The following is a 2,959-nucleotide window of genomic DNA, read 5'->3' as shown; positions in this document are numbered from 1 at the left end:
GACAGCGTAACTACCCTGAACAAACTGGTAGAACTGTTGCAAAAATACCCGGTGCTTACGCAGTGTTCAACTTTGCAAATTGCTATCAGTGGCAACCGGCCCGATGTATCGGCGTATGCATCTTACCCTTCCTTTATCTGGTTCGACGGCGAGTTGCAAAAAGAGTATCCGGCTGCGGCGCTTGCACGCGTGGTGATGCTAAGCGCCGACCTGAAGCAATACACCAAATGGAATGGGAAAGGCATTATTCCATCGCCGCAATGGGATATTCTGCAAAAGCTCGTAAGCCATGCACATGCCTTGAACAAACCCGTTCGTTTTTGGGGTGCGCCTGATTTTACCAATGCCTGGATCCAGTTGATACGACTGCAGGTAGATTATATCAATACCGACAGCATAAAAGCGCTGTCCAATTTTCTGCGGAAAATGCCGGCCAATTCCTATAAAAGTAAAACCGGCTATAAACCCTATCAACCCACCTTTCAACATGACGGCGTTGATAAACCAGTAAAGAATATTTTGTTGTTTATTGGCGATGGCACCGGTCTGGCCCAGTTGTATGCAGGTTATACCGCCAACAGAGGCGCCCTGAATATTTTCAGCATGCGTAATATAGGGTTCTCCAAAACCAGCTCGTACGACAGTTACGTCACCGATTCGGCGCCCGGTTCAACAGCCTTTGCCTCCGGCGTAAAAACCAATAACCGCTATGTAGGGGTAGATCATACCGGTGTAGCCATCCCCTTGTTACCGGTGTTTTTGAAAACACGGAATATAAAAACCGGGCTGGTTACCTGTGGTGATATTACCGATGCCACACCGGCTGATTTTTATGCGCATCAAACCGAACGGGAAAATTCCACTGCTATCGTTCATGATCTCAAAAAGGCTGACATCGATCTGCTGATGGGGTCGGGTAAAGAGAGTTTATCGAATGTAGGCCTGCTGGCAGAAAAAGCCAAAGGCGCCGATGCCGGCAATCTGTTTCAGGAGTTGTCGCCTGAATTTACGCTGGTGCACAGCGTGGACAGTGTGATGGATGCTCCCGGTAAAAAGTGGGTAGTAGTAGACCCCAGGGCGGCTTTGCCTGTGTTGAAAGGGCGGGAGAACTGGCTGGAACAGGCGTTCTCAAAAGCAGTAAAAACATTGTCCCGCAACAAAGCGGGATTTTTTTTAATGACAGAAGGTGCGCAGGTCGATTATGGCGGTCATGCCAATGACATGTCGTATGTGGCCAGCGAGGTAATGGATTTTGACCAGGTGATCGGTAAAGCGATGCAATTTGCTGATGCAGACGGACAAACACTGGTTATTGTAACAGCCGATCATGAAACCGGCGGTTTATCGCTGCTGGCCGGTGATTATACCAATGGCTATGTAAGCGGAAATTTTGCCACCAACGACCATACCGCCATCCCGGTTCCCGTGTTTGCCTACGGCCCGCAATCGTTCCGTTTCAGGGGCGTATATGAAAACACCGAGTTGTTTTACAAGATGATGGCGGCGCTTAACATTCCAATAAGAAAATAAATCAGCAGCAGGCTGGCACAGGTGTTTGCCCATTCATTTGAAATGATTACTTTCGGCTTATTCAGGTAACTACTGCTACACCAATTTCAAACTGACATGCAACAACAAAAACGATTCCTGGCCCTCGACGTGTTCAGGGGCATGACTATTTGCTTCATGATCATTGTAAATACCTCGCCTGATGGGAGCCATACTTATGCGCCGCTGCTGCATGCCCAATGGCATGGTTTTACGCCCACGGACCTGGTCTTTCCTTCTTTTTTATTTGCTGTAGGTAATGCCATGAGCTTTGTAATGCCCAAATGGGAGAACGCTTCTACCGCTTCCGTGCTGGCAAAAATTTTCAAACGAACATTACTCATTTTTATACTGGGTTACCTGATGTACTGGTTCCCCTTTGTGCGCATGGATAAAGCAACTGGTGTATATGCCTTTTATCCATTTGAGAAAACGCGCGTTTTTGGCGTTTTACAACGTATTGCGCTGGCGTATTGCTTTGCTTCGTTGATGCTTTACTTTTTGAAATTCCGTGCTACGATCATTATTACCGCTGCCATCCTGTTGTTGTACTGGCCGGTGCTGTATTTCTTTGGCGATGCGGCCGATCCGTTTTCATTGCTGGGCAATGCCGTTTTAAAGCTCGATCTGCGGATGATCGGTCCGGACCATTTGTATCATGGCGAAGGGGTGCCTTTTGATCCGGAAGGATTTTTAAGCACGTTCCCGGCCATTGGCAATGTGGTAGCGGGCTATTGGGTGGGTAGGTTCCTGCAACAAAAAGGCGGCACCTATGAAGCATTGACCAAATTGATGCTGGCTGGTTTTGCTTTGCTCGTATTAGCACATTTCTGGAACTATTCTTTCCCCATCAATAAAAAGATCTGGACCAGTTCCTTTGTATTACAAACCGTGGGAATTGATTGTCTCATCATAGCTGCTATTGTTTACATAGCCGATATTCAGCAAAAAACTTCGTGGACTCCTTTCTTCCAGGTATTTGGCAAAAACCCGCTGTTCATTTACCTGTTGTCTGAAGTGCTGGTTATTTTGTGGAACGTATTCAGATTACCATCCGGCACCACCGTCTTCAAATGGTTATATGATAATATTTTCATTCATCTGGCGACGCCTTATTTCGGTGCGTTGGTACAGGCGGTGTTGTATATGTTGCTTTGCTGGAGTGTTGGGTATTGGATGGATAAGAAGAAGATCTATGTGAGAGTGTAGGAAGTAAACCTATCAACCTGTATTCCTGGTCAACTGGTTAACTGGTCAACCCTTTCAACTTTCAACTTAAAACTTTCAACTAAGAGCTTAACCCCGTTCTTTCCATAAAAGCATTATTAAACACCCGCTGCGTCACCTCATCCAACAACTTGTGTCTCGCCGTCAACCATTTGTTTACCGCCGCATCGCCATACATTTGGCG

General features: G+C 46.7%; 2 protein-coding genes. Both read left to right on the top strand.

Going from position 1 to position 2,959, the window contains the following annotated elements; translation table 11 throughout:
- Positions 1 to 1,530 (top strand): alkaline phosphatase (locus ACJ751_RS25375; protein WP_407748334.1); only part of this gene is annotated, 1,530 nt, incomplete at its 5' end.
- Between the two features lie 96 nt (positions 1,531 to 1,626).
- Positions 1,627 to 2,757: an acyltransferase family protein gene (locus tag ACJ751_RS25370; protein ID WP_407748333.1), complete on the top strand. Its 1,131-nt coding sequence runs from the start codon at positions 1,627 to 1,629 to the stop codon at positions 2,755 to 2,757.
- Positions 2,758 to 2,959: the final 202 nt, after the last annotated feature.

Origin of the sequence: Niastella sp. (genome assembly GCF_045805085.1) — a bacterium.
In the GTDB taxonomy this organism is placed as follows: domain Bacteria; phylum Bacteroidota; class Bacteroidia; order Chitinophagales; family Chitinophagaceae; genus Niastella.
Note: the sequence above shows the minus strand (reverse complement) of the source record. Positions and strands in the feature narration are given on the sequence as shown.